Raw genomic sequence first — 19,151 nt, 5'->3', positions numbered from 1 at the left:
CCCCGGACCGACCCTCCCGCCGGTCTCCCCGGGCCCGCTCGCGCGGAAGAGGACCGCCCGCCGCCCTCCTCGTGCGAGGGGCGGCGGGCGGTCCTCTTCCGTGCGGGACGGACCCGCTACGGGGTCAGCGCAGTCCGGTGGAGCGGCGCAGGGCGGCCTGGATCAGGCGGTCCACCAGCTCCACGTACTCGATGCCCGACTCCTGCCACATGCGCGGGTACATGGAGATCGGGGTGAAGCCCGGCATCGTGTTGATCTCGTTGATGACGAACTCGCCGTCCTCGGTGAGGAAGAAGTCGGCGCGCACCAGGCCCTCGCAGGACGCGGCGTCGAAGGCCTCGATCGCGAGCTTCTGCACCTCGGCGGTCTGCTCCGCGGTGAGCGGGGCGGGCACGAGTCCTGAGGCGGAGTCGATGTACTTGGCCTCGAAGTCGTAGAAGTCGTGGCTGGAGACCGGCGGGATCTCGGCGGGCACGCTCGCGCGCGGGCCGTCCTCGAACTCCAGGACGCCGACCTCGATCTCGCGGCCGCGCAGCAGCGCCTCCACGATGATCTTCGGGTCGTGGCGGCGGGCCTCGCGGATCGCGGCGTCCAGCCCGGCGGGGCCGTCGACCTTGGTGATGCCGATCGAGGACCCGGCGCGGGCGGGCTTGATGAACAGCGGCCAGCCGTGCTCCCCGGCGAAGTCCGCGATGCGCGCGAGGGCGCCCTCGCGGTCGTTCTCCCACTCGCGGGGGCGGATGGTCACATACGGGCCGACGGCCAGCCCGAAGGACGTGAAGACCCGCTTCATGTAGTCCTTGTCCTGGCCGACGGCCGAGGCGAGGACGCCCGAGCCGACGTACGGGATGCCGGAGAGCTCCAGGAGGCCCTGGAGGGTGCCGTCCTCGCCGTACGGTCCGTGCAGGACGGGGAAGACCACGTCGACCTCGCCCAGCGCCTTGGGGACGGCGCCCGGCTCGGTGTAGACGACCTCGCGGCTGGCCGGGTCGACGGAGAGCACGACGGCGCCGTCCTCGGATTCGGCGAGCTGCCCCACGTTGGGGAGCTCGCCGCCGGAGATGGCCATCCGGGCGGGCTCGTCGGCGGTCAGCGCCCACCGGCCGTCCGTGGTGATGCCGATGGGCAGCACCTCGTACTTGGAGCGGTCGATGGACCGCAGGACGGCGCCCGCGGTGACGACCGAGATGGCGTGTTCCGAGCTGCGGCCGCCGAACACGACGGCCACACGGGGCTTGCGGCCCTGCTGCTCAGGGGTCTGGGGGAGGTTCTCGCTGCTCATATCGCCACGAGGGTACCCGCTCAAGCGTCCGGAAAGCAGTCAGCGCCGTTCCGGTTTGGCGCTGCGTCCCATGAGTTCCTTGAGCGCGACCAGGGTGGGCTTGCCGTGGTGGACGATGTCGACGACCGTGTCGGTGATCGGCATGTCCACTCCGTGGCGGCGGGCCAGATCGGCCACGGACTGGCAGGACTTGACGCCTTCGGCGGTCTGCTTGGTGACCGCGATGGTCTCCTCCAGGGTCATCCCGCGGCCCAGGTTGGTGCCGAAGGTGTGGTTCCTGGAGAGCGGCGAGGAGCAGGTGGCGACGAGGTCGCCGAGGCCCGCGAGGCCGGAGAAGGTGAGCGGGTCGGCGCCCATCGCCAGGCCCAGGCGGGTGGCTTCGGCGAGGCCGCGGGTGATGAGCGAGCCCTTGGTGTTGTCTCCGAGGCCCATGCCGTCGGCGATGCCGACGGCGAGGCCGATGACGTTCTTGACGGCGCCGCCGAGCTCGCAGCCGATGACGTCGGTGCTCGTGTACGGGCGGAAGTACGGGGTGTGGCAGGCGGCCTGGAGGCGCTGGGCGGCGGCCTCGTCCACGCAGGCGACCACGGAGGCGGCGGGCTGGCGGGCCGCGATCTCGGCGGCCAGGTTGGGGCCGGTGACGATCGCGATGCGCTCGGCGGGGACCTTGGCCACCTCCTCGATGACCTCGCTCATCCGCTTGGCGGTGCCGAGTTCGACGCCCTTCATGAGGGAGACGAGCACGGTCTCGGGGGCCAGCAGCGGGGCCCAGGCGGCGAGGTTGCCGCGCAGGGTCTGCGAGGGGACGGCGAGGACCGTGAAGTCGGCGCCGGCCGCGGCCTCGGCCGGGTCGGTGGTGGCGCGGACGGTCGCGGGGAGTTCGACGTCGGGGAAGTAGTCCGGGTTGGTCCGGCCGCTGTTGATGGCGTCGACGAGCTCGCGCCGGCGGCCCCAGAGGACCACCTCGCAGCCCGCGTCGGCGAGGACCATGGCGAAGGCCGTGCCCCAGGAGCCGGTTCCGAATACGGCTGCCTTCACGGGACGTGTCACTTGTTGCCCTCCCCTGCGGCCTTGCGCCGCTGCTGTGCCCTGGCTTTGCGGTGGTCGTACGGCTGCGCGGGCGCGCTCTCGCCCCGCAGTTCCTCCAGCAGCCCGGTGATGGCCTTCATGATGACCTCGGTGACCTCCCTGAGCACGTCCGGGGTGGGCTCCCGGTCGTAGTAGGCGGAGAGGTCCACGGGCGGTCCGGCGAGGACCTGGAGGGTTTTGCGCGGGAACAGGTTGACCTTGTTCTCCTTGGCGTAGGGCGGCATCGCGAGATTCGCGCCCCACTGGGCCACCGGAATGACCGGAGCCCTGGTGATCAGCGCCACGCGGGCGGCCCCGGTCTTGCCGGCCATCGGCCACACGTCGGGGTCCCGGGTGAGGGTGCCTTCCGGGTAAAAGGCCACGCATTCGCCGCGCTCGATCGCGTCCACGGCGGCCCGGAATGCGTCCAGGGCGTTGGTGGACTCCCGGTAGACGGGGATCTGGCCGGAGCCGCGCAGGATGGCTCCGACAATCGGCACCTCGAAGAGGGCCGCCTTGCCGAGCAATCGGGGCACCCGGCCGGTGTTGTACTGGAAGTGCGCGTAGGACAGCGGGTCCAGATACGAGTTGTGATTGACGGCGGTGATAAATCCACCCTCGGCCGGAATGTGTTCCATTCCCCGCCAGTCCCGCTTGAAGAGCACGACCAGCGGCGGTTTCGCGATGGCCGCGGCAAGGCGGTACCAGAAGCCGATTCTGCGGCGGGACACTCGGACACCTTCCTCTAGGACCGGTCCGCGGCTTGGCCACCTCGGGGCCGGACAAGTGTGGCCCCGGGTCCGGTCTCTGTCGAGAACACCGTACGCCCCGGACACCCCGACCAGACCCCGGGTGGCCCGGCATGAGGTGACAATGGGGCTCCGCATGACCTGGTCATGACCCGTACATGGTCCGAGCGGCGCGCGAGCGTGCCGGAGGGAAGGGATCCGTCACGAACGCCGTGTGGAGTCTGGTCGTCCCGCTGAAGCCGCTCGCGGTGGCCAAGAGCCGCCTCGCGCCGGCCGTCGGAGCCTCCCGGCCGGGGCTGGCCCTGGCGTTCGCCCTGGACACCGTCGCAGGGGCGCTGGCCTGCACGGCGGTCGCGGATGTGGTGGTCGTCACGGACGATCCGGCGGCCGGTGCGGAACTGGCGCGGCTGGGGGCCCGGATCGTGCCGGACTCCCCGGCGGCCGGGCTCAACGCCGCTCTGGCCCACGGGGCGCGGGAGATACGGGCGGGCAGGCCCGGGGCGGCGGTGGCCGCGATGAACGCGGATCTGCCGGCGCTGCGGCCACCCGAATTGCAACGCGTGCTCGAAACCGCTTCGGCATTTCCCCGGGCATTTCTGGCGGATGCGGCGGGAATCGGGACGACCCTCCTTTCCGCTGCTCCGGACGTGGAATTGGCGCCCTCGTTCGGCGGTCCCTCACGGGCCCGGCATTCGGCCTCGGGCGCGGTGGAAATGGCCCTCGCCGGCGTCGAGAGCATCCGCCGGGACGTGGACACGGGGGCGGATCTGCGCAGGGTCCTGGCCCTTGGCGTGGGGCGCCATACGGCCCGATACAGTGCCCGTATGCAGGCGACCGCGTACACGTACGACACCCAGACCCGCAGCGGCAGCGTGCTGCTGGACGACGGCACCCCGGTGCCCTTCGAGGCCCCGGCGTTCGACGCGGGCGGCCTGCGGCTGCTGCGTCCCGGGCAGCGGGTCCGGATCGAGACGGACGGCGAGGGCACGGGCCTGCGGATCACCCTGGTCACGCTGCAGACCTTCTGACCCCGGACCCCCCGCCATCAGGGGGCTTCCACGCACCGCGGGCCGGTTTCCCCACCGTGGGGAAACCGGCCCGGCGTGTGTGACTCGTTGCCCTACTTGGTCTTGCGGGCGGTGGTCTTCTTCGCGGTGGCCTTGCGCGTCGCCGTCTTCTTGGCGGGCGCCTTCGTCGCCGCGGTGGCCTTCTTGGCAGCCGGGGCGGTCTTCTTCGCGGCGGCGGTGGTCTTCTTGGCCGCGGGGGCGGCCTTCTTGACCGTGGCCTTCTTCGCCGCGGGGGCGGCCTTCTTCGCCACGGCGGTCTTGGCGACCGTCTTCTTGGCGGTGGCGGTGACCTTCTTGGCCGTGGCCTTCTTCGCGACCGTGGTCTTGGCGGCGGCAGCGGCCTTCTTGGCGGGTGCGGCCTTCTTCGCGGCGGCCTTCTTGACCGTCGCGGAAGCGCCACCGGTGAGGCTGCCCTTGGGCGCCTTCTTCACCGACACCTCGCCGCCCTTGGGGAGCTTCTTCGTGCCGCTGACCAGGTCCTTGAAGCCCTGACCCGCACGGAAGCGGGGAACCGAGGTCTTCTTGACCCGGACGCGCTCACCCGTCTGGGGGTTACGGGCGTAGCGGGCCGGGCGGTCGACCTTCTCGAACGAGCCGAAGCCCGTGACCGAGACCCGGTCGCCCCCGACGGTCGCGCGGACGATGGCGTCCAGGACCGCGTCGACGGCGTCCGCGGCCTGCTGGCGGCCGCCCAGCTTGTCGGCAATCGCTTCTACGAGCTGCGCCTTGTTCAACGTCTTCCCCTTCGGAGACTTCGCCAGAACGAATGTGTTCAAGCTTATTTCGCACGTTAGGCGGATATATACCGCAAATCAAACACGAAACGGGCTTATCACCCTAGTGCCGCAACGTTGTAGGCCGTTACGGAGTTCCTTCGCATCAGTCGCCTTCAGGGAATCGACCCTCGTCGAGGTCCTTCATCAACCTGTCCAGGCGCACTGCCGCATCGGCGAGATCGTGCTTCGCCACGGCCGTGACGACCAACAGCTTCCGGGTCAGCGCCATCCTTACGCCCTCCGGGACTTGCAGTGTGCGCACCCTTGTGTGTGCTTCTTTCAATCGGTCGGCGACAAGTCCGTAGAGCTCAAGTTGACTGTCGCGTTCCATGCACAGATTGTGCCATCTGGGGCGAGTTGTCGCCTCACGGGGCCTCAACACACGACTGTGCCCCCTGCCGGACGGCAGGGGGCACAGTGTTGCCTATGTGATCACCCTAAGGCGAATAAGCGCTGCTCAGGCCGGAATCACGCCTGAATCGTGCGCGGCTTGAAGGCCGGTCGGGCGCTTTCGTACGTGGCGATGTCCGCTTCGTTCTGAAGGGTGAGGGAGATGTCGTCCAGCCCCTCCAGCAGGCGCCAGCGGGCGTTGTCGTCGAGTTCGAACTCCGCGACGACGCCTTCGGCTCGGACCTGGCGGTCGACCAGGTCGACCGTGATCTCGGCGGTGGGGTCGGCCTCGGTCAGCTTCCAGAGCTGCTCGACGGTCTCCTGCGGCAGGACCACGGTCAGCAGACCGTTCTTCAGCGAGTTGCCGCGGAAGATGTCGGCGAAGCGGGAGGAGATGACCGTCTTGAAGCCGAAGTTCTGCAGGGCCCAGACGGCGTGCTCGCGCGAGGAACCGGTACCGAAGTCGGGACCGGCGACCAGGACGGTCGCACCGGCGCGCTCGGGGCGGTTGGTGACGAACTCCGGGTCCTTGCGCCAGGCCTCGAAGAGCCCGTCCTCGAAACCGTCGCGCGTGATCTTCTTCAGCCAGTGGGCCGGGATGATCTGGTCGGTGTCGACGTTGCTGCGGCGCAGCGGGACGGCCCGGCCGGTGTGGGTGGTGAAGGCTTCCATGGTTCTCAGACTCCGGCGGTCGCGTTGGCGTCGGACAGGTCGGCGGGCGAGGCCAGGTGGCCCAGCACCGCGGTGGCGGCGGCCACCTGCGGGGAGACCAGGTGGGTGCGTCCGCCCTTGCCCTGCCGGCCCTCGAAGTTGCGGTTGGAGGTGGACGCGGAGCGCTCACCGGGCGCCAGTTGGTCGGGGTTCATGCCCAGGCACATCGAGCAGCCCGCGTGCCGCCATTCGGCGCCGGCCTCCTTGAAGACCTTGTCCAGGCCCTCCTCCACGGCCTGGAGCGCGACGCGCACCGAGCCGGGGACGACCAGCATCCGTACGCCTTCGGCGACTTTGCGGCCCTCGACGATCCCGGCGACGGCGCGCAGGTCCTCGATGCGGCCGTTGGTGCAGGAACCTACGAAGACGGTGTCGACCTTGATGTCGCGCAGCGGCTGTCCGGCGGTCAACCCCATGTACTCCAGGGCCTTTTCGGCGGCCAGGCGCTCCGAAGCGTCCTCGTACGAAGCCGGGTCGGGGACGTTCGCCGACAGGGGCGAGCCCTGGCCCGGGTTGGTGCCCCAGGTGACGAAGGGGGACAGCGCGGCGCCGTCGATGACGACCTCGGCGTCGAAGACCGCGTCGTCGTCGGTGCGCAGGGTCTTCCAGTACGCGACCGCCGCGTCCCAGTCCTCGCCCGCGGGGGCGTGGTCGCGGCCCTGGAGGTAGTCGAAGGTGGTCTGGTCGGGGGCGATCATGCCCGCGCGGGCGCCTGCCTCGATCGACATGTTGCAGATGGTCATGCGGGCTTCCATCGAGAGCTTCTCGACGGCCTCGCCGCGGTACTCCAGGATGTAGCCCTGGCCGCCGCCGGTGCCGATCTTGGCGATGATCGCCAGGATCAGGTCCTTGGCGGTGACGCCCTCGGCCAGCGCTCCGGTGACGGTGATCGCCATCGTCTTGGGGCGGGCCAGCGGCAGCGTCTGGGTCGCCAGCACGTGCTCGACCTGGCTGGTGCCGATGCCGAACGCCAGCGCGCCGAAGGCGCCGTGCGTGGAGGTGTGCGAGTCGCCGCAGACCACGGTGGTGCCCGGCTGGGTCAGACCCAGCTGCGGTCCCACCACGTGGACGACACCCTGCTCGACGTCGCCCAGCGAGTGCAGGCGCACGCCGAACTCGGCGCAGTTCGCCCGCAGCGTCTCCAGCTGGGCCCGGGAGACCGGGTCCGCGATCGGCTTGTCGATGTCGATCGTGGGGGTGTTGTGGTCCTCGGTCGCGATGGTGAGGTCCAGACGACGGACCTTGCGGCCGGCCTGGCGCAGACCCTCGAAGGCCTGCGGGCTGGTCACCTCGTGCAGCAGGTGGAGATCAATGAAGAGGAGATCGGGCTCGCCCTCCGCGCGCCGGACGACATGGTCGTCCCAGACCTTCTCCGCGAGTGTCCTACCCATCGCTTTCCCTCCGGCCGGCCGGTTGTGCCGGCGCTTCATAGAGATCTTGTGCGCCTGATCGCCCGTACCCCACGTCCCGGACGACGGCTCGGACCCAGTGGTTCGTGGACCCGCACATACAGACTCGCTGGTTCTTGGAAAAATTGAACTTGCGTTTCACAGTGTGAGACGCGAATATCGTTTCATGGACAACTCTAGCGGCGTCGGCGTTCTCGACAAGGCAGCTCTGGTATTGAGCGCACTGGAGTCCGGTCCGGCCACCCTCGCCGGGCTGGTCGCGGCGACAGGGCTCGCACGACCCACGGCACATCGCCTTGCCGTGGCACTGGAACACCACCGGATGGTGGCGAGGGACATGCAGGGACGGTTCATCCTCGGACCGCGGCTGGCGGAGCTCGCCGCCGCGGCCGGCGAGGACCGCCTGCTGGCCACGGCCGGACCGGTGCTCACCCACCTCCGGGACGTGACGGGCGAGAGCGCGCAGCTCTACCGGCGTCAGGGCGACATGCGCATCTGCGTGGCAGCCGCCGAGCGGCTGTCGGGCCTGCGGGACACCGTCCCGGTGGGCTCCACGCTCCCGATGAAGGCCGGCTCGGCCGCGCAGATCCTGATGGCCTGGGAGGAGCCCGAGCGGCTCCACCGCGGCCTGCAGGGCGCGCGCTTCACGGCGACGGCGCTGTCGGGCGTACGGCGTCGCGGCTGGGCGCAGTCGATCGGCGAGCGGGAGCCCGGCGTGGCCTCCGTCTCGGCGCCGGTGCGCGGCCCCTCGAACCGCGTGGTGGCCTCCGTATCGGTCTCCGGGCCGATCGAGCGCCTGACCCGCCACCCGGGGCGCATGCACGCCCAGGCCGTCATCGACGCGGCCGCCCGGCTGACCGAGGCCCTGCGCCGCTCCAGCTGATCCCCTTACCCCCGTCCCTCCGGGCCCGGAGGCGCGTGAGACGCCGCACACGTCCGCACACGCGCCACCGGGCCCGTTTTCATGCGTGCGCCCAGTCCAGTCCAGCCCGACCCGGGTCCGGCCCACCGGTCCGGAAACAGCGAAGAGGCCCTCCGCGATGAACGCGGAGGGCCTCTTCTGTGCGTACCCCCGACCGGATTCGAACCGGCGCTACCGCCTTGAGAGGGCGGCGTGCTAGGCCGCTACACAACGGGGGCTAGCTGTTACTGCGGTACTGCGCTGGGCTACCAGGACTCGAACCTAGAATAAGGGAACCAGAAACCCTCGTGTTGCCAATTACACTATAGCCCACAGGTCTAGACCAGCTAGACTGTGTACCCCCGACCGGATTCGAACCGGCGCTACCGCCTTGAGAGGGCGGCGTGCTAGGCCGCTACACAACGGGGGCCCTAGCGATCCTGCATCAAAACATCCGGGTGCGACCCTGGAGATCTCGCGGGAAGGATCTGTACCCCCGACCGGATTCGAACCGGCGCTACCGCCTTGAGAGGGCGGCGTGCTAGGCCGCTACACAACGGGGGCAAGCACTGCGTTACTTCTGCACTGCGCTGGGCTACCAGGACTCGAACCTAGAATAAGGGAACCAGAAACCCTCGTGTTGCCAATTACACTATAGCCCACCAAAACTCAAGACCCTGAGGGACTTTCGTTCGGTTAGCGCCTCCGGCCCGGCCTTTCGGCCCGCTCGGGCGGCGCAGAAAGAACATTACCGGATGCCTGACCGTGCTCCAAAACGGGTATCCCCGGCCAGCACCTGCGGGAGGCGGTCGAGTCCGGTGATCCGGTGCACGCCCTCCGGTCCGGGGCCGCGCGATCCGTCGCGGTCGAGCCACACGGCCGTCAGACCGGCGTCACGGGCGCCGCGCGCGTCGATCTCGGGCTGGTCCCCTACGTAGACCACCTCCCCCGGCTCCAGGCCCATCTCGGCGCACGCGGCGAGGAAGGCGCCGGCCTCGGGCTTGCTGATGCCCAGCTCGGCGGCGCACACCAGGACCTCGAAGCGGTCGCGCAGGCCGAGCCGGCGCAGCTTGGGGTCCTGGGCGGCGAAGGAGGAGTTGGAGAGCACCCCGTGCCGGTAGGTGCCCGCCAGGGCGTCCAGTACGGGCACCACGTCGGGGAACAGCACCCAGGCGGCGGTGTAGTGCTCGAAGTACCGCTCGAACCAGTCGTCCGCCCCCGCGTCGCTCAGCAGGGGCTCCCCGACGAACTCGCGCACCCGGTCGCGGCGCTGCCCGCGGAAGGTGCCCTCCCCGGCGGCGAAGCGCGCCCAGTGCCGGTCGGTGATCCGCCGCCACAGCGCGAGGGCCTCGAGCGGAGCGCCGTACCGCTCCGCGATCCCCTCGGCGACCAGATGGGCCGCGAGTCCGGCGGCGTCGGCCCCGGTGTAGTCGAACAGGGTGTCGTCGATGTCCCAGAGCACGGCACGAATCGGCATGCTGCCGACCCTACGCCGAGGCCCCGTCGCCCGTGGGCACGACGAGGAAGTCCGTGAGGAAGCAGGTCACCTCGCCGGCCGCGTCCCGGCCGACCCAGGTCGGGTACGCCCCGTCGCCCCAGCCCGAGGTGAAGGCGGCGAGCGTGTGTCCGTCGAGCCCCGTCGCGAAGAACACTTCGGGCCCGTCCCCCACGGTCTCCATCGCCGCCCAGACCGGTCCTTCCTCGTCCTCCGTGCCGGGGAAGGCCCCGTCGGCGGAGGCGTCGTAGAAGCAGCCGGTACCCGCGTCCACTCCGTAGCCGAAGAACTCGTCGTCCCCGAGCTCGGCGGTGTCCTGACCCTCCTGGAGCGCGAGCTCCCAGGTCACGGCTGGCGCGTCCCGGATCACGAGGCGTGCGGCGACGACCCGCGTGTGGGGGCGGGACGCCGCCGGCTCGCCGGGCCGGGCGAGCGTGGCCACGGCGGCCTCCACCCGGTAACGGCCCGGGGGCACCTACGTGGTGAAGGCACCGACGTCGCCCGAGCCCAGGTACACGAACGGGTCGCAGGCGACCACCCGGCCCGTGGGCAGCGACAGCTCGCCCACCTCGGCCAGGGAAAGGGTCCCGGTCTGCCCGCTCTCGAAGGAGAAGGTGTTGCCGGGCGTGAAGTGCCAGGCGTAGTCGGGCGCGGTCATCGGCATGGTGAGGGCCTTCCCCGGAGTTCGTGATCAACTCCTCGCACCCTAGCCGCGGGCACCGACAACGCCTCAGGGGCGGCAGCCGGGTCGGCTGCCGCCCCTGAGGGGGGTGCGGGTCAGGCGGTGAGCTTCGCCAGGGTCGCGTCGATGCGGGACAGGGAGCGGTCCTTGCCCAGGATTTCGAGGGACTCGAAGAGGGGGAGGCCGATCGTGCGTCCGGTGACGGCGACGCGGACCGGGGCCTGGGCCTTGCCGAGCTTGAGGCCGTGGGCCTCGCCTGCGGTGAGGACGGCCTGCTTGAGGGACTCCGGGTCCGACCAGTCGGCGGCGGCCAGGTTCTCGCGGGCCGTGGTGAGCAGGGCCGCGGGCTCGCCCTTCATCGCCTTGTCCCACGAGGCCTGGTCCTCGACCGGCTCCTTCAGGAACAGGAAGTCGACGTTGGCCGTGATGTCCGAGAGGACCGTGAGGCGGGTCTGGGCGTACGGCGCGATGCGCTCCCAGGCGGCGGTGTCGAAGTCCTCGGGCGCCCAGTTGGCGTGCGGGGCCTGGAGCCACGGGGCGCAGCGGTCCGCGAAGACCTTCGGGTCGAGCAGCCGGATGTGGTCTGCGTTGATCGACTCGGCCTTCTTGAGGTCGAAGCGCGCCGGGTTGGCGTTGACGTCCGGGATGTCGAACTTCTCCACCATCTCCTCGATCGAGAAGATGTCCTGGTCCTTGGAGAAGGACCAGCCGAGGAGCGAGAGGTAGTTCAGCAGGCCCTCGGGGAGGAAGCCGCGCTCGCGGTACAGGTTGAGCGAGGCCTCGGGGTCGCGCTTGGAGAGCTTCTTGTTGCCCTCGCCCATCACGTACGGCAGGTGGCCGAAGGCGGGGACCGCCTTGGCGATGCCGAGCTCGATCAGGGCCCCGTAGAGCGCGATCTGGCGCGGGGTGGAGGACAGCAGGTCCTCGCCGCGCAGGACGTGGGTGATCTCCATCAGCGCGTCGTCGACCGGGTTGACGAGCGTGTACAGCGGGGCGCCGTTGGCGCGGACGATGCCGAAGTCCGGCACGTTGTCCGGGGTGAAGGTCAGCTCGCCGCGGACCAGGTCCGTGAAGGTGATCGGCGCGTCGGGCATCCGGAAGCGGACGATCGAGGTGCGGCCCTCGGCCTCGTACGCGGCCTTCTGCTCGTCCGAGAGCTCGCGGCAGGTGCCGTCGTAGCCGGAGGGCTTGCCTGCGGCGCGGGCCGCGTCGCGGCGGGCGTCCAGCTCCTCGGTGGTGCAGTAGCAGTGGTAGGCGTAGCCGCCGTCCTGGAGCTTCTGCGCGACGTCCTTGTAGATGTCCATGCGCTCGGACTGGCGGTACGGGGCGTGCGGACCGCCGACCTCGGGACCCTCGTCCCAGGTGAAGCCGAGCCAGCGCAGCGAGTCGAGCAGCTGGCCGTAGGACTCCTCGGAGTCGCGGGCCGCGTCGGTGTCCTCGATGCGGAAGACGAACGTACCGCCGTGGTGGCGGGCGAACGCCCAGTTGAAGAGGGCCGTGCGGACCAGACCCACGTGGGGGTTGCCGGTCGGGGACGGACAGAAACGTACGCGGGGGGTCGCGTTAGCCACGCTTGATCACCTTGTTGGTGAGAGTGCCGATGCCTTCGATGGTGACGGCGACCTCGTCGCCGACGTTCAGGGGGCCGACTCCGGCCGGGGTCCCCGTGAGGATGACGTCGCCCGGGAGCAGCGTCATGGCCTCGGTGATGTGCACGATGAGGTCCTCGATGGAGCGGACCATCTCGCTGGTGCGGCCGAGCTGGCGCTGTTCGCCGTTGACGGTGCACTGGATGGTCAGGTCGCTCGGGTCCAGATCGGTCTCGATCCACGGGCCGAGGGGGCAGGAGCTGTCGAAGCCCTTGGCGCGGGCCCACTGCTTCTCGCGCTGCTGGACGTCGCGCGCGGTGACGTCGTTGGCGCAGGTGTAGCCGAGGATGACGTCCTTGACGCGCTCGCGCGGGACCTCGCGGCACATGCGGCCGATGACCACGGCGAGCTCCGCCTCGTGGTGGAGGTCCTGGGAGAAGGAGGGGTACGCGATCGGGTCGCCCGGGCCGACCACCGAGGTGGAGGGCTTGAAGAAGGTGATCGGCGCGTCCGGGACCTCATTGCCCAGCTCCGCCGCGTGCTCCGCGTAGTTGCGGCCGATGGCCACGACCTTGTTCGGGAGCACGGGCGGCAGCAGCCGGACCTTGTTCAGCGGGACCTTCGTGCCCGAGAGCTCGAAGTCCGCGAACGGGATGCCCTTGATGATGTCGAGGACGAGCTCACCTTCGGACGCGTCGGGGGCAGTGCTGCCCTCGACCGCGCCGAACGCGACATTGCCGTCGATGGAGAACCTGGCGATGCGCACGTGTTGCGTCTGCCCCTCTGTATTTCCGCTGGCTGGAGTCTGCGGACTCCAGGCTAACGCGGTGGGGGCCGACGGCTCGCGCGGCTTTCGCCGGACACTCCCGTTGCCGGGCCCCTCTTACTGGGCCGCGGCGACCGGCGCGTCCATGAGGACGGTGCGGCGCGGGTTCGCGGTCTGGCCCGGCAGGTCGACGGTGTGCTCCTGGACCGGCACGCCCTGCAGCTCCTCGGCGTCCTTGAGGTGCGCGAGGGTGGTGCGGCGCGGGTTGGCTATGTTGCGGAACATCATCGTCGTCTTCATCGGAGTGCGAAGCCCTCGGCTCACTAGGTCGGATGGGGGCGGCGGGTGCCGCGGGGATGCGTTCGGAGTGCCACTTGTCGCTCGCGGCAAGCCTGTAAAGCTCAAGGCTAAACATCTGAATCCCCCGCCGAACCGGGAAGTAATGGCCACGGCTATGTGAGTTTGCTCACCAGCGACCAGGCATTACCGGCATAACGGGCAGTCAATGACGGTCCACAAAGCGGACATTGCGCCACTGAATGCGTTATTCCGCTCCCGATCATCGCGACTGGGACAGCTTGCCAGACGCGGGGTTTGGACGGCGTAAGTCCGATTCCTCATGAATTGGCCCGCACGTCGGGTAGTGCCTGCGTCACCAGACGTGACCGACTGGCCGGGCGGGGACTCGCACCTTGTTGGAGATCCGCCTCTGTGCTGGAATTCGCGGGACCGCCGCGGGAATCAGCCGGCGCGCAGGTGGCGCGACACAGCGCCGAGCGCGGCGGCAACGGAGAGGGAGACGCGCCGGTCACCGACGACCACCATGGGGCGCATTGCCCCACGACTCGACACCGTCCCACCGGTCGCCCGGCGGGACGCCTGGTCCAGAGGTTGCGACGCTAGTGCAGGGACGATTCAAGAGGGATGACAAGGGGTCTCCCCAGGCCCGTCAGGGCCGTGGGGACGCCGCGCCGGAGCAGGACCCGCGCGGCGGGACCGACCGTGGCTCCTCGCCCCAGCACGCCCAGAACCGCGGGCCGGCTGTCGAGGGCGCAGGCCCCGACGGCTCCGCCGCGGTGAAGCCGAAGGGCCGCGCCAAGCCCAAGGCCGGCTCCAAGGCCGACCGGGCCGACAAGGGCGACAAGGCCTACGACGAGTCCGGCAGCCCCGACGTCGCGATACCCCAGACCCCCCGTGGGTCCGGTTCCCGTCTGGCCATGCAGAACTGGCGCATCAGCACGCGACTGGTGTCGCTGCTGACCCTGCCGGTCGTCGCCGCCACCACCCTCGGTGGCTTCCGCATCAACGACTCGCTCAACGACATCGCGCAGCTGGAGCACATGCAGCTGCTGACGACGATGACGCGTCAGGCCACCAACCTGGCCGCCATGCTCCAGGCCGAGCGCGACAACTCCGCCGGTCCGCTGTCCGTCGACAAGTCGGGCAAGCCCAGCACCCTGGTTCAGGGCGTCCGCGACTCGACCGACTCCGCCGTCCGCGCCTTCGCCGCCGCGACCGACAAGGTCGACGTCGCGGAGGGCGACGACGAGACGCTCCGGTCGATCCGCAACAACATCCTGCAGATCGCACACGGGCTCAACAACCTCGAAGAGATCCGCAAGAACGCGTACCAGAACGGCGCCCAGCAGACCGTCACCGAGTACAACGCGCTGGTCGTCTCGCTGCTCTCGCTCTCGCAGGACATGGCCCAGGCCACCTCGAACCCCGAGATGATCAAGCGCACCCGTGCGCTGGCCGCGTTCTCCTCCGCCAAGGAGTACGCCTCGATCCAGCGCGCGATCATCGCGGCCGCGCTCCCCGCGGACCCGGCGCTCGCCGGCAACCTCACCGAGAACGACCGCCTGTACGCCCGCTCCGCCCAGAGCAGCGAGGAGCAGGCGCGCAAGACCTTCGAGCTCGTCTACCAGGGCAAGCCCGAGGAGCTCCTCGCGGCGCTCGGCGACGGCAACCAGGAAATCGCCACGGCCGACCACTACGCCCGCCGCGTCCTGGGCAACAAGGACCAGTTCGCCAAGGAGAAGAACCGGTCCTGGATGGACTGGTACGACGCGGACGACACCAAGCTCCAGGCCATGAAGGTCATCGAGCTCACCCTGCTCGAGGACATGGAGCAGAAGGCCCGCGAGCTCAAGAACGAGTCGCAGCGCGACGCCCTCATCAACGGTGCGCTGATCCTCCTCGTCCTGGGTGTCTCCCTCGTCGGCGCCTTCGTCATGGCCCGCTCGATGATCCGCTCCCTGCGCCGCCTCCAGGACACCGCGACCCGCGTCGCCCAGGACCGGCTGCCCGAGCTCGTCAAGCAGCTGTCGGAGTCCGACCCGCAGGACGTGGACACGACGGTGGAGTCCGTCGGTCTGCACACCCGCGACGAGATCGGCCAGGTGGCCGCGGCCTTCGACGACGTGCACCGCGAGGCCGTCCGCCTCGCCGCCGAGCAGGCCCTCCTGCGAGGCAACGTCAACGCGATGTTCACCAACCTCTCGCGCCGTTCGCAGGGCCTCATCCAGCGTCAGCTCTCGCTCATCTCCGAGCTGGAGTCGCGCGAGGCCGACCCGGACCAGCTGTCCTCGCTCTTCAAGCTCGACCACCTCGCGACCCGCATGCGCCGTAACGGCGAAAACCTCCTCGTCCTCGCGGGCGAGGAGCCGGGCCGCCGGTGGACCCGTCCCGTCCCGCTCGTCGACGTGCTCCGCGCCGCCGCGTCCGAGGTGGAGCAGTACGAGCGCATCGAACTCTCGTCGGTGCCCGGCACCGACGTGGCCGGCCGCGTCGTCAACGACCTCGTGCACCTGCTCGCCGAGCTGCTGGAGAACGCCACCTCGTTCTCCTCCCCGCAGACCAAGGTCAAGGTCACCGGTCACGCGCTGCCCGACGGCCGCGTGCTCGTCGAGATCCACGACACCGGCATCGGCCTCTCCCCCGAGGACCTCGCCGCGATCAACGAGCGGCTCGCATCGCCGCCCACCGTGGACGTCTCCGTCTCCCGCCGCATGGGTCTGTTCGTGGTCGGCCGCCTGTCCCTGCGACACGGCATCCGCATCCAGCTCCGCCCCTCCGACTCGGGCGGTACGACGGCCCTCGTCATGCTCCCGGTGGACGTCGCCCAGGGCGGCAAGAAGCCGGGTCCGATGCCCGGCCAGGGCGGTCCGGGCGGCCAGGGTGCCCCCGGCGCCCCCGGTCAGGGCGGTCCCGGCGCGCAGGCGCAGGGCTCGATCCCCGCTCCCGGCGCGCGTCCCCCCGTGGGCGCCGCCCCGCAGCGCGGCCAGGTTTCCGCCGGCAACCAGCGCGCGGCCCTGCCGGGCCGCGACGGCGGCCCCGGCGGCCAGACGCAGAGCGCCTTCGGTTCCGGTGCTCCGCTGCCGGGCCGCGGCCCGGCAGCGGGTCCCGGCGGCCAGGGCGGCTTCGGCGGCCCGGGCGGCTTCGGTGGTCCGCAGGCCCGTCCGGTCGGCGCCCGCACCGCGTCCGGCCCCGGCGGCTTCCCGCAGGGCAACGGCTTCGAGCGCCCGCAGCAGCCCCAGCCGGCACAGCAGGCGCAGCAGGCGCAGCCCCAGCAGCCGGCCCCGCAGCAGCAGGGTCAGCCGCAGGCGGGCGGCCCGGCCGCGCGCGGCCCCCGGCCGCAGCTTCCGCCGCGCGGTGGCGCGCCCCGTCCGGAGCTCCCGGGCGCGGGCGGCGGACCCGCCGCGATACCCCAGACCACCACCTGGGGTGCGGACCAGCGCGGGCACGACGTACCCCGCGGCCACGACGAGCTGTCGGGCCCCGGTTCCACGTCCGAGTTCCCCCGTCCCGACTTCAACGCCCCGGCCCCGCAGGCCGGCGGCCGCGACAACGGCACCACGGGCCAGTTCGCCCGCCCCGAGTTCGGCGACCCGGCCTCCACCGGCCAGTTCGCCCGTCAGGACTTCGGCGACCCGGCCTCCACGGGGCAGTTCGCCCGCCAGGACTTCCAGGCCCAGCGGCCCGGCGGCCCCGGTGTCGGCGGCTACGTCCAGCCCGGCCAGGCCCCGCAGCCCCAGGCTCCGCAGCCCCAGGGCGGCTACGCCCCCGTACCGACTCCGCGCGTCGAGGCTCCGCGGCTGCCGCAGGCGCCCCGTCCGGAGGCGCTGCCCCCGGCCGGTCCGGGCACCGGCGAGGCCCGCAGCCCGATCTTCGACACGCTGGAGTCGAACTGGTTCCGCCAGGAGGGCGGCCAGCCGCCGGCGCAGGCTCCGGCAGTGCCCCAGCAGGCACAGCAGTCCGCCCCGGTGGCTCCGGCTCCGGTCGCCCCTCAGCGCCCGCAGCAGCACCAGCTGCCGCAGCGCGGCCAGGAGCAGGCTCCGGCCGAGTCGGCGCAGACGGCCACCGGCGCCGTGCCGACCGTGAGCTGGCGCTCCTCGCCGAACGACGAGCTGATGCGGCAGGCCGAGCGCGTGCGCCAGCCCGCCGCCGGCGGCATCACGACGTCGGGGCTGCCCCGCCGGGTCCCGCGGGCGAACCTCGTGGCCGGCACCGCGCAGCAGCAGGCCGAAGCACAGGCCGGCCCCCAGGTCTCGCGGTCCCCGGACGATGTCCGAGGCCGTCTCACCAACCTCCGACGCGGTATCCAGCAGGGTCGGCAGGCCGGCACAACCGGTCCCGCCACCGGCAGTTACCACATCGACCCCACTTACCAGCAGGAGCGATAGTTGAGTTCGATGAGCCAGGCGGCACAGAACCTGAACTGGTTGATCACCAACTTCGTGGACAACACCCCTGGGGTGTCCCACACCGTGGTGGTCTCCGCCGACGGCCTCCTTCTGGCGATGTCCGAAGGTTTCCCCCGCGACCGGGCCGACCAGCTCGCCGCGGTGGCCTCCGGGCTGACCTCCCTCACCGCGGGCGCGTCCCGCATCTTCGAGGGCGGCGCCGTCAACCAGACGGTGGTGGAGATGGACCGCGGATTCCTCTTCCTGATGTCCGTCTCCGACGGATCCTCGCTGGCCGTACTGGCGCACCCCGAGTGCGACATCGGCCTGGTGGGTTACGAGATGGCCCTCCTCGTGGACCGCGCCGGCAGCGTCCTCACCCCGGACCTGCGCGCGGAACTGCAGGGAAGCCTGCTCATCTGACTGCCGCTCTCCCGGCCGGACGGTACTGCCGGCCGGGGGACCGGGGCCACCGCCCCGGAGCCAAGTACCACCGCCAGGCCGTCATACCGTCCCCCCACCGGCCGCCCCGTCAGACGGCACGCTGACCATTGCTGTCCAGCCCGGAGGATCAATGACCCCGCCCCCCGCCTATTCCGATCAGTACGGAGACTCGTACTCGGAAGGCGACCAGCCGCTGGTGCGTCCGTACGCGATGACCGGCGGCCGGACCCGACCGCGCTACCAGCTCGCCATCGAGGCCCTGGTCAGCACCACGGCCGATCCGATGCACCTGTCCGGGCTGCTCCCGGAGCACCAGCGCATCTGCACCCTCTGCCGTGAGGTCAAGTCGGTCGCGGAGGTCTCCGCGCTGCTGAACATGCCGCTCGGCGTCGCACGAATCCTCGTCGCCGACCTGGCGGAGGCCGGCATGGTGGCCATCCACCAGCCGGGCAATGGAGAGGCCGGCGGAACGCCGGATGTAACGCTGCTCGAGAGGGTTCTCAGTGGACTTCGCAAGCTCTAACGGCGGAGCGGCTCCTCGCTCCACCACCTCCGCGAAGATCGTGGTGGCGGGTGGCTTCGGCGTGGGCAAGACCACGTTCGTGGGCGCCGTCTCCGAGATCAACCCGCTGCGCACCGAGGCCGTCATGACGAGCGCCTCCGCCGGCATCGACGACCTGACCCACACCGGGGACAAGACGACCACCACGGTCGCCATGGACTTCGGCCGCATCACCCTGGACCAGGACCTGATCCTGTACCTCTTCGGTACCCCCGGTCAGGACCGCTTCTGGTTCATGTGGGACGACCTCGTGCGCGGTGCGATCGGGGCGATCGTGCTGGTCGACACGCGTCGCCTGGCCGACTGCTTCCCGGCCGTGGACTACTTCGAGAACAGCGGTCTGCCGTTCGTCGTGGCCCTCAACGGCTTCGAGGGGCACCAGCCGTACACCCCGGAGGAAGTCCGCGAGGCCCTGCAGATCGGCCCCGACGCCCCCATCATCACCACCGATGCCCGCCACCGCGCGGACGCCAAGAGCGCGCTCATCACGCTCGTCGAGCACGCCCTGATGGCGCGGCTCAAGTAGCGGCTCACGCAGGGGCGCCGTGCAACGGGGGCTTCACCGGCTGGTTTTG

Annotated in this window: 16 protein-coding genes, 5 tRNA genes and 2 pseudogenes; 6 read left to right on the top strand and 17 right to left on the bottom strand. The window is 70.7% G+C overall.

Features of this window, described 5'->3' with window-relative positions; all coding sequences use genetic code 11:
- Window positions 1-124: 124 nt before the first annotated feature.
- From ACZ60J_RS37645 to ACZ60J_RS37635, 3 genes are read right to left on the bottom strand one after another with little or no spacing between them, the layout of a single operon-like run.
- Window positions 125-1,282, bottom strand: coding sequence for a D-alanine--D-alanine ligase family protein (locus ACZ60J_RS37645; RefSeq protein WP_469688680.1), 1,158 nt, complete (start codon window positions 1,280-1,282; stop codon window positions 125-127).
- 39 nt (window positions 1,283-1,321) lie between these two features.
- The gene (locus ACZ60J_RS37640; protein ID WP_469688679.1) at window positions 1,322-2,332 is read right to left on the bottom strand and encodes an NAD(P)H-dependent glycerol-3-phosphate dehydrogenase; all 1,011 of its coding nucleotides are present in this window, start codon (window positions 2,330-2,332) and stop codon (window positions 1,322-1,324) included.
- Complete coding sequence (locus ACZ60J_RS37635; protein WP_469688678.1) at window positions 2,329-3,081, bottom strand: lysophospholipid acyltransferase family protein; 753 nt, start codon at window positions 3,079-3,081, stop codon at window positions 2,329-2,331. The genes ACZ60J_RS37640 and ACZ60J_RS37635 overlap by 4 nt, the downstream gene beginning before the upstream one ends.
- A gap of 176 nt (window positions 3,082-3,257) precedes the next feature.
- Between ACZ60J_RS37635 and cofC the strand changes: the two are divergent.
- Window positions 3,258-3,920: pseudogene (gene cofC, locus ACZ60J_RS37630) on the top strand (2-phospho-L-lactate guanylyltransferase); the annotation flags it as partial.
- A 299-nt stretch (window positions 3,921-4,219) separates the two neighbouring features.
- On the opposite strand, the gene ACZ60J_RS37625 reads toward cofC, so the two are convergent.
- From ACZ60J_RS37625 to leuC, 4 genes are all read right to left on the bottom strand, one after another.
- Window positions 4,220-4,900: an HU family DNA-binding protein gene (locus tag ACZ60J_RS37625; protein ID WP_469688677.1), complete on the bottom strand. Its 681-nt coding sequence runs from the start codon at window positions 4,898-4,900 to the stop codon at window positions 4,220-4,222.
- Between the two features lie 145 nt (window positions 4,901-5,045).
- Entirely contained in the window at window positions 5,046-5,273 is a 228-nt protein-coding gene (locus tag ACZ60J_RS37620; protein ID WP_469688676.1) for an SCO5555 family protein, read from the bottom strand.
- A 137-nt stretch (window positions 5,274-5,410) separates the two neighbouring features.
- Complete coding sequence (gene leuD, locus ACZ60J_RS37615) at window positions 5,411-6,004, bottom strand: 3-isopropylmalate dehydratase small subunit (protein ID WP_469688675.1); 594 nt, start codon at window positions 6,002-6,004, stop codon at window positions 5,411-5,413.
- Between the two features lie 5 nt (window positions 6,005-6,009).
- Complete coding sequence (gene leuC, locus ACZ60J_RS37610; RefSeq protein ID WP_469688674.1) at window positions 6,010-7,434, bottom strand: 3-isopropylmalate dehydratase large subunit; 1,425 nt, start codon at window positions 7,432-7,434, stop codon at window positions 6,010-6,012.
- Window positions 7,435-7,618: 184 nt separating this feature from the next.
- Here leuC and ndgR point away from each other — a divergent pair, with 184 nt between their 5' ends.
- Window positions 7,619-8,335 (top strand): IclR family transcriptional regulator NdgR, encoded by a 717-nt coding sequence (gene ndgR, locus ACZ60J_RS37605; protein WP_112450208.1) that lies wholly within the window; start codon window positions 7,619-7,621, stop codon window positions 8,333-8,335.
- A gap of 184 nt (window positions 8,336-8,519) precedes the next feature.
- Here the strand turns inward: ndgR and ACZ60J_RS37600 are convergent.
- The 10 genes and pseudogenes from ACZ60J_RS37600 to ACZ60J_RS37555 form a co-directional block, all read right to left on the bottom strand.
- Window positions 8,520-8,592 (bottom strand) — tRNA-Glu (locus ACZ60J_RS37600).
- Between the two features lie 22 nt (window positions 8,593-8,614).
- A tRNA-Gln gene (locus tag ACZ60J_RS37595) sits at window positions 8,615-8,686 on the bottom strand.
- 24 nt (window positions 8,687-8,710) lie between these two features.
- Window positions 8,711-8,783 (bottom strand) — tRNA-Glu (locus tag ACZ60J_RS37590).
- Window positions 8,784-8,844: 61 nt separating this feature from the next.
- Window positions 8,845-8,917 (bottom strand) — tRNA-Glu (locus ACZ60J_RS37585).
- 26 nt (window positions 8,918-8,943) lie between these two features.
- Window positions 8,944-9,015 (bottom strand) — tRNA-Gln (locus ACZ60J_RS37580).
- 86 nt (window positions 9,016-9,101) lie between these two features.
- The gene (locus ACZ60J_RS37575; protein WP_469688673.1) at window positions 9,102-9,830 is read right to left on the bottom strand and encodes an HAD family hydrolase; all 729 of its coding nucleotides are present in this window, start codon (window positions 9,828-9,830) and stop codon (window positions 9,102-9,104) included.
- A 10-nt stretch (window positions 9,831-9,840) separates the two neighbouring features.
- A pseudogene (locus tag ACZ60J_RS37570) lies at window positions 9,841-10,512 on the bottom strand (DUF4241 domain-containing protein).
- Between the two features lie 113 nt (window positions 10,513-10,625).
- Window positions 10,626-12,101: a glutamate--tRNA ligase gene (gene gltX / locus ACZ60J_RS37565; protein WP_469688672.1), complete on the bottom strand. Its 1,476-nt coding sequence runs from the start codon at window positions 12,099-12,101 to the stop codon at window positions 10,626-10,628.
- Complete coding sequence (locus tag ACZ60J_RS37560) at window positions 12,094-12,885, bottom strand: fumarylacetoacetate hydrolase family protein (protein ID WP_469688671.1); 792 nt, start codon at window positions 12,883-12,885, stop codon at window positions 12,094-12,096. The genes gltX and ACZ60J_RS37560 overlap by 8 nt, the downstream gene beginning before the upstream one ends.
- A gap of 117 nt (window positions 12,886-13,002) precedes the next feature.
- Window positions 13,003-13,185 carry a hypothetical protein gene (locus tag ACZ60J_RS37555; protein WP_375946765.1) on the bottom strand — a complete coding sequence of 61 codons (183 nt, stop codon included), beginning with the start codon at window positions 13,183-13,185 and terminating at the stop codon, window positions 13,003-13,005.
- A gap of 602 nt (window positions 13,186-13,787) precedes the next feature.
- Between ACZ60J_RS37555 and ACZ60J_RS37550 the strand changes: the two genes are divergently transcribed.
- From ACZ60J_RS37550 to ACZ60J_RS37535, 4 genes are all read left to right on the top strand, one after another.
- Window positions 13,788-17,570: a nitrate- and nitrite sensing domain-containing protein gene (locus ACZ60J_RS37550; protein WP_469688670.1), complete on the top strand. Its 3,783-nt coding sequence runs from the start codon at window positions 13,788-13,790 to the stop codon at window positions 17,568-17,570.
- A gap of 9 nt (window positions 17,571-17,579) precedes the next feature.
- The gene (locus ACZ60J_RS37545; protein WP_008739864.1) at window positions 17,580-17,993 is read left to right on the top strand and encodes a roadblock/LC7 domain-containing protein; all 414 of its coding nucleotides are present in this window, start codon (window positions 17,580-17,582) and stop codon (window positions 17,991-17,993) included.
- A 151-nt stretch (window positions 17,994-18,144) separates the two neighbouring features.
- The gene (locus ACZ60J_RS37540) at window positions 18,145-18,537 is read left to right on the top strand and encodes a DUF742 domain-containing protein (protein ID WP_243337752.1); all 393 of its coding nucleotides are present in this window, start codon (window positions 18,145-18,147) and stop codon (window positions 18,535-18,537) included.
- Window positions 18,518-19,102 (top strand): GTP-binding protein, encoded by a 585-nt coding sequence (locus ACZ60J_RS37535; RefSeq protein ID WP_243337754.1) that lies wholly within the window; start codon window positions 18,518-18,520, stop codon window positions 19,100-19,102. The genes ACZ60J_RS37540 and ACZ60J_RS37535 overlap by 20 nt, the downstream gene beginning before the upstream one ends.
- The last annotated feature ends 49 nt before the right edge of the window (window positions 19,103-19,151 follow it).

Source organism: Streptomyces sp. NPDC104226 (genome assembly GCF_055584085.1).
This window is presented reverse-complemented; position numbering and strand designations above follow the sequence as displayed.

Coding starts and splice junctions, on each gene's coding strand:
- ACZ60J_RS37645 (WP_469688680.1), bottom strand. CDS start 1,282: ATGAGCAGCGAGAACCTCCCCCAGACCCCTGAGCAGCAGGGCCGCAAG.
- ACZ60J_RS37620 (WP_469688676.1), bottom strand. CDS start 5,273: ATGGAACGCGACAGTCAACTTGAGCTCTACGGACTTGTCGCCGACCGA.
- leuD (WP_469688675.1), bottom strand. CDS start 6,004: ATGGAAGCCTTCACCACCCACACCGGCCGGGCCGTCCCGCTGCGCCGC.
- leuC (WP_469688674.1), bottom strand. CDS start 7,434: ATGGGTAGGACACTCGCGGAGAAGGTCTGGGACGACCATGTCGTCCGG.
- ndgR (WP_112450208.1), top strand. CDS start 7,619: ATGGACAACTCTAGCGGCGTCGGCGTTCTCGACAAGGCAGCTCTGGTA.
- ACZ60J_RS37575 (WP_469688673.1), bottom strand. CDS start 9,830: ATGCCGATTCGTGCCGTGCTCTGGGACATCGACGACACCCTGTTCGAC.
- ACZ60J_RS37555 (WP_375946765.1), bottom strand. CDS start 13,185: ATGAAGACGACGATGATGTTCCGCAACATAGCCAACCCGCGCCGCACC.
- ACZ60J_RS37545 (WP_008739864.1), top strand. CDS start 17,580: ATGAGCCAGGCGGCACAGAACCTGAACTGGTTGATCACCAACTTCGTG.
- ACZ60J_RS37540 (WP_243337752.1), top strand. CDS start 18,145: ATGACCCCGCCCCCCGCCTATTCCGATCAGTACGGAGACTCGTACTCG.